This window comes from Synechococcus sp. OH2 (genome assembly GCF_047462155.1).
Taxonomy (GTDB): Bacteria; Cyanobacteriota; Cyanobacteriia; order Thermostichales; family Thermostichaceae; genus Thermostichus.
Genome location: NZ_JANSIR010000015.1, coordinates 1 through 5,493, shown reverse-complemented (window position 1 = coordinate 5,493; position 5,493 = coordinate 1). Strand labels below are relative to the sequence as shown.

The following is a 5,493-nucleotide window of genomic DNA, read 5'->3' as shown; positions in this document are numbered from 1 at the left end:
CCTGATCCCCAAACTCCAAGGGGACTCAAAATGTAATCTTGACTACTACTCTGTGGAGATTTTCTGTGAGAAATTGCCTCGCCGCAGGAAGAAATCTCAATCCAAGTCCGTCCTGAGTTGAGGAGCCATTCTGAAAAAATCAAAATGGTAAGATAAAATACAGAAATTGCTTTTCCAGGATTAATTTCTGCTGGTTGGGATCGCCGTATCGCAGACTACCGCAGCGATCCCCAGGCGGTGTTAGGGTAGATGCTAGGCTGAGCAGAGTGGGCTGGTGATCTAATTATGCAAACACTTGATGCAATTCCCGCCAAAAGACAAACAGAGCGAATAACCTGTAGCTACATCAATGCGACCAGCTCCGTTCAGGTGGTTCGCATCGCAAATATCGAAAACTGGTACTTTGAGCGGGTGGTCTTCCCAGGGCAGCGGCTGCTGTTCGAGGCGGTGCCAGGAGCCAAGCTGGAGATCCATACGGGCATGATGGCCAGCTCCATCTTGACGGATATCATCCCCTGCGAAAAGCTGCGCGTACGAGAAACGGAGCCGCTGACGGTGGTCGCTTAGGTTTCCAGGCCGCAGAGCAGAACCTAGGTCTTGTGGCTTTGCTGCTTCTCCTCTTCCCCTGTCGGAGTAGGGGAAGGCTGGGGTGAGGGGCGAGGCTTGGGCGGCAACGGGATATCGAGGAAGCGGGCGCTCAACCGCACCGGGGTGGTCTCGCGCCGCTGCGGCAGCCACGGGATCCCCAGCCAACGGGCCGTGAGCTCCAGCAAGCCGGGGGGCAACGTCGGCGTAGGGGTGGGCGTTGGCGGCGGCGTGGGATAGAGATCCAAGCGCGGGGGGCGCGGGGTGCTGACCCGGAAAGCATCAGGGGGCGGCTGGGTCAGCGGCACGTTGGGATCCCCGCACCCCAGCAGGCCCAAACCCAGCAGGATGTACAGCGCTGCGGTGCCTCTGCTTCTCATGAACAAGCTGCCGAACATCGACCCACCAGACTATCACTGGGATCCCAGGACTCTGAGGCGGCTTTGCAAATCTGCCTCCAGGGCAGATAGCTCGCGGGCCATGGTTACGTAGCGGTTGGCAGTCAAGTTTTTGGCGACAAATTGTTCCAACAGTTGCTGATCCCGGGCAACCATTTGGTTGAGATACTGAGCTACGGAGGCTTGTGGATTCTCGATTAAAGCTCTGCACACCTGCAGCGCCATTACCAGTTGGGCCCGCACCTGCAAAAAGAGCGACTGGATATACCTCTGCTCGGCCTCACTCAGTTGGCGAAAATCTCGCCAATACTGGCCCCCCTCCAGCGATTGTTGTAGCTCTTGCACCCAGCGGTTGTACTCTTTTACCTTGCGAGCTAAGTCGCTGGCAAACTCCATGATCTTGGGTGAGCTACTGAGGAGATGGGCCTCTTGCCAGCGCTGGCGGATGCGGCGCAGGCTCTGCTGTAGCTCCAGGCTGGCCCACAATAGCCCCAGCAAAACCACCCCCAGCAACAGGACGGCTGCTGCATACAGCAGCCAATAGCCGGGATCCCGCATCCCCAAGAAGATCACCAGAGCAATCACCAACAGGCAGAGGGCCAGCATGCCCCAGAAGCGCAGTTGCTGTTGTTGCAGGCGCAGGTACTCTCCCCTCAGGCCAAAAGCCTCACAGGAAGCCTCCAGATCCGCGTCCATGATCTGGCGAAACTCTTCTGCAGAGATCGGCTCAGCAGTGATCATTGAAGGCCCTCTCAACGCAACCTGGGTGAGCGGACTGAAGTACAGCTCCTCAGGATTTGCCCTGCCAATTCCGCGCGGCTTCCGTACTCTCCTCCAGCGGCTCCAGCACCTCGCTGGCTGGAACTACCATCAGCCCGTAGCCCCCTTCGCGACAAAAATCAACGATCTCCTGGGTATCAAAGCGCTCGGCCACCGGCTTGGGCAGCCCCTGCTGGGCCAGCCTTTGGGCATATTTTTTCGCCCCGAAGGCGCTCTCAAACGCAATAACAATGTCCTGCCCCCCGATCTGGCGTGTGCAGATCCCCTCTTGGCCATTGGCTTGGTAAAGCAGCACGATGACCTGGGGGGGTAAGTCTTCTGGGCTAGCCCAAGCCAACTCCTTCTCAGCCTGGGATCCGCCGCTGAGCAACACATCCCGTGCCTCGTTGAGCCGCGCCAGTTGCGCCTCCAGCAAGGGTCTTTGCCGTTCGTCCTCCAGCTCCAAGAGGGCGGTACTGAGGGTTTGATATTCTCGCAACCATTTCCTCCGGATCTCCCGTTCGCTGGCATCCGACGGCAGGTTGAGAACTTGGAGGGCCTCGGTGGTGTCCATCGACAGCCTCTGCTCTGATTGAGAGGAACGTAACTGTCCACAGTCTAGACTAACCGCTCTGGGAACCTTGAGAGGGGGACTCTTCCAGGGATCCCCGGCACTGTCAGCCGGTCGTTGGGCAGGAAGCCGAACCGCTGAACAATTCCCCTTGCGCCATGTTCGAGATGCCGCCAGCGGGGTGGGCAGCTATCGCGATCCCTTTTTGTGCCTGGATCTCGGGCGAGCACCTTGGCTAGCCGAGGCCCTTGGCCAACTGGATAGGCAAAAAAATGGTGTGGCACAGCAAGTAGAGGTTGCCTGCCAGCAGCTACTGCAAGTTGTGAAAGAATCGCTGCTCTACCGCTGCGCGGGAGCAAGCTAGCAGGGCTGCAGAGAACGTCAAGGTTAATTCTCAGTTAAGAAAAAAGCCGTTGCGGGGTGTAATCTAGCTGCATCTATGAGAAGATGGTAAAGCTGTGCTTTTTGTTCGCACGGCTTCGGTAGTCTATCTGGCCAATTAGGGGATAGTATGCTGCACACACTATCTGGCCAATTAGGGGATAGGTCTCTGGCTCTGATTGGGATCCACTGCATCCTAGAGCTTTACGACTGCCCGGCCAAACTTCTGGATGATGTCTCCCTTGTGCAACAGGCCTTGCGGGAGGCAGCAAGACGCTCCAACTCCACCCTCTTGGGTGAGCTTTGCCATCCATTTGAGCCACAGGGGATCACGGCGCTGGCCCTTTTGGGAGAATCCCATATCTCCATTCACACCTGGCCCGAAGCGGGCTATGCAGCGGTGGATGTGTTCACCTGTGGTCGCCACACGCGGCCCGAAGCAGCCTGTGAATACTTGATCCAGGTGTTTCAAGCGCGGCGGCATTCGCTGCGCAAGCTGCCTCGCCGAACCACGGATGCGGTACCTGTTGAAGAGATGGCGGATTTTCCCGAAGCGCTGAGCTGTGAAACGGCCAGACGAAGGCGCTGAGATCCCGCCGCTTTTTGTAAGGGGTTCTATGAACATCCCAAAGAGCTTCTTCTGGGCACAGGAGTACTTCACCCCCTGGGACTACACTGCCCGTGCCATCACGCGCATTCTGGCCTACCGAAAAACCCCTTTTCAGGAGATGCTTATCGCCGAGACGGGAGCCTACGGCAAGGGCCTGATGCTGGATGGTCACTGGCAGTCCACCACCGTGGACGAATTCCTGTACCACGAGGCTCTGGTTCACCCGGCCCTGGTGCAGGTCGTCCAGGCGGGTGGGATCCCGCGGCGAGTGTTGATATTGGGCGGTGCGGAGGGGGCGACGCTGCGGGAGGTGCTGCGTTGGCGCTCGGTGGAGCAGGTGGTGATGGTGGACATCGACGGGGAGGTGGTGGAGGCCTGTCAAGAGCATCTGCCGGAAATGCACCAAGGATCCTTTGAGGATCCGCGGGCAGAGGTGGTGATCGCTGACGCCTTGGATTTTCTTCACCAGACGGAGCCGGTCTGGGACGCGATCCTTTCCGATCTGTCGGATCCCATTGAGTCCGGCCCGGCCTACCGCCTCTTTACCCAGGAGTTTTTTTGCCAGATCCACTCGAAGTTGCGGCCCGCTGGGGCTTTTGTCATCCAAGCTGGGCCGACGGGGCCGGTAGAGTTGTGGCAGCACACTCGCATCGTTCACACCCTGAAAACGGTGTTTGCTGCTGTGCAGCCCTACGCTATCTACGCCCCCACCTACGGCGGGCCGCTGGGGTTTGCCCTGGCAGCCCAGGATCCCATCTCTTCCAGGCCGGAGCCCGAACAGGTGGATCAGATCCTGGCCCAACACCTGGATCCCGCCCGCGGAGCGCTGCGCTTCATCGATGGCATCACCCTCCTGGGACTCTACCAGGTTCCCGCCCACCTGCGCCGCGCCATTGCTGCTGAGACCACCGTCTACACCCTAGACAACCCTCCTCAGGTTGATTAATAGGATCCTGAGGTATTTGTCTTCGGTGCCATAACTTGGTAGATTCGTGAGCAGCCGAATTTCGCTTCCCTGATGAAAGTCCTGGTTATTGGTGGTGACGGATACTGTGGCTGGGCAACGGCCCTACACCTGTCCAACAGGGGCTATGAGGTGGCCATTCTCGATTCCTACGTGCGCCGCCTCTGGGATCTGCAGCTAGGGGTTTCTACCCTGACGCCCATTGCCCAGCTCGAACAGCGGGTGGATCGCTGGAAGGGGCTGACCGGCAAGGATATTCCCATTTTCGTTTGCGACGTCACCAACTACGAGGCCCTCATTTCTTGCATGCGTCGCTTTGAGCCGGAGGCCATTGTCCACTTTGGCGAGCAGCGCTCTGCTCCCTACTCGATGATTAGCCGCGAACATGCGGTGATGACCCAGGTCAACAATGTAGTGGGCACCCTGAACATCCTCTACGCCATCAAGGAGGAGTTTCCCGACTGCCACCTGGTGAAGCTGGGCACCATGGGTGAGTATGGCACCCCCAACATCGACATCGAGGAGGGGTACATCACCATCGAGCACAACGGCCGCAAGGACACCCTGCCCTATCCGAAGCAGCCGGGTTCCATGTATCACCTCTCCAAGGTGCACGACAGCCACAACATCCACTTCGCCTGCCGCGTCTGGGGCCTGCGCGCCACGGATCTCAACCAAGGAGTGGTGTACGGCGTGCTGACAGAAGAAACTGGCATGGATGAGGTGCTGATCAACCGCCTCGACTACGATGGCGTGTTCGGTACGGCCCTGAACCGCTTTTGCATTCAAGCCGCAGTGGGCCATCCGCTGACAGTGTACGGCAAGGGGGGCCAAACCCGTGGCTTCCTGGATATCCGTGACACGGTGCGCTGTGTGGAGTTGGCCATCGCCCATCCCGCTGAGCCGGGCCAGTTTCGGGTGATGAACCAGTTTACGGAGCAATTTAGCGTGGAGCAACTGGCGCTGATGGTGCAAAAAGCCGGAGCCACCATGGGGCTGAAGGTGGAGATCAACTACCTAGAAAACCCCCGTGTCGAGCTGGAGGAGCACTACTACAACGCCAAAAATACCAAGCTCCTAGACTTGGGCCTACAGCCCCACTATCTGTCTGACTCCCTTTTGGACTCGCTGCTCAACTTTGCTCTCAAGTACAAAGACCGGGTGGATGTGCGGCAGATCCTGCCCTCGGTGAGTTTTGAGCTAGAGGCTGATCCCAGCCGCTACC

At 58.5% G+C, this 5,493-nt stretch carries 7 protein-coding genes; 4 read left to right on the top strand and 3 right to left on the bottom strand.

Annotated elements, in window-relative coordinates:
- The first annotated feature begins 285 nt into the window (after positions 1-285).
- Positions 286-567: a DUF1830 domain-containing protein gene (locus NW835_RS01295; protein ID WP_414414313.1), complete on the top strand. Its 282-nt coding sequence runs from the start codon at positions 286-288 to the stop codon at positions 565-567.
- 23 nt (positions 568-590) lie between these two features.
- Here the strand turns inward: NW835_RS01295 and NW835_RS01290 are convergent, their stop codons facing one another.
- The 3 genes from NW835_RS01290 to NW835_RS01280 are packed head-to-tail and all read right to left on the bottom strand — an operon-like array spanning position 591 to position 2,316.
- On the bottom strand, positions 591-965 hold the full coding sequence (locus NW835_RS01290) for a hypothetical protein (RefSeq protein ID WP_414414312.1): 375 nt from the start codon (positions 963-965) through the stop codon (positions 591-593).
- Between the two features lie 33 nt (positions 966-998).
- Positions 999-1,724, bottom strand: coding sequence for a hypothetical protein (locus NW835_RS01285; protein WP_414365646.1), 726 nt, complete (start codon positions 1,722-1,724; stop codon positions 999-1,001).
- A gap of 49 nt (positions 1,725-1,773) precedes the next feature.
- A complete protein-coding gene (locus NW835_RS01280) occupies positions 1,774-2,316 on the bottom strand; it encodes a DUF3110 domain-containing protein (protein ID WP_414365647.1) in 543 nt (180 codons plus the stop codon).
- A gap of 508 nt (positions 2,317-2,824) precedes the next feature.
- Here NW835_RS01280 and speD point away from each other — a divergent pair.
- The 3 genes from speD to NW835_RS01265 form a co-directional block, all read left to right on the top strand.
- Positions 2,825-3,283 carry an adenosylmethionine decarboxylase gene (gene speD, locus NW835_RS01275; RefSeq protein WP_414365648.1) on the top strand — a complete coding sequence of 153 codons (459 nt, stop codon included), beginning with the start codon at positions 2,825-2,827 and terminating at the stop codon, positions 3,281-3,283.
- A 28-nt stretch (positions 3,284-3,311) separates the two neighbouring features.
- Positions 3,312-4,250, top strand: a complete 939-nt coding sequence (locus NW835_RS01270; protein WP_414414311.1) for a spermidine synthase — start codon at positions 3,312-3,314, stop codon at positions 4,248-4,250.
- A 72-nt stretch (positions 4,251-4,322) separates the two neighbouring features.
- The coding region (locus NW835_RS01265; protein ID WP_414414310.1) for an NAD-dependent epimerase/dehydratase family protein at positions 4,323-5,493 on the top strand (1,171 nt) is incomplete at its 3' end.